Source organism: Leisingera sp. ANG-DT (assembly GCF_000813785.1).
Taxonomy (GTDB): Bacteria; Pseudomonadota; Alphaproteobacteria; order Rhodobacterales; family Rhodobacteraceae; genus Leisingera.
In genome coordinates, this window is the sequence record NZ_JWLE01000068.1 from 1,445 (window position 1) to 1,698 (window position 254).

The 254-nt window shown below is 71.3% G+C and carries 1 pseudogene; it reads right to left on the bottom strand.

Features of this window, described 5'->3' with window-relative positions:
• Nucleotides 1-254 (bottom strand): annotated as a pseudogene (locus RA21_RS22940) (caspase family protein); the annotation flags it as partial.

Here is a 254-nt window from a genome sequence, read left to right on the forward strand (position 1 = left end):
CCTCCGGCACCACAGCCGGCGCGTCACCGCCCGCCGCAGGGTCCTGCCCGGTGCCTGCCGCCAGCGCCGCAACCTCAGCCGCGGCCATTTCAGCGAACTGCCCCTCAGGGTAAGCCATCAGGTAAGCCTCATAAGCCGCCTTGCTGCCATCCCCCTGCGCCGCCTGGTACATTGCCGTCTCCGCGTCCTGCACCGGGTCCGCGGGCGCCTCTGCAACCGCCGCCCCACCTGTTTGCAGCTCCTCCTGCACCAGC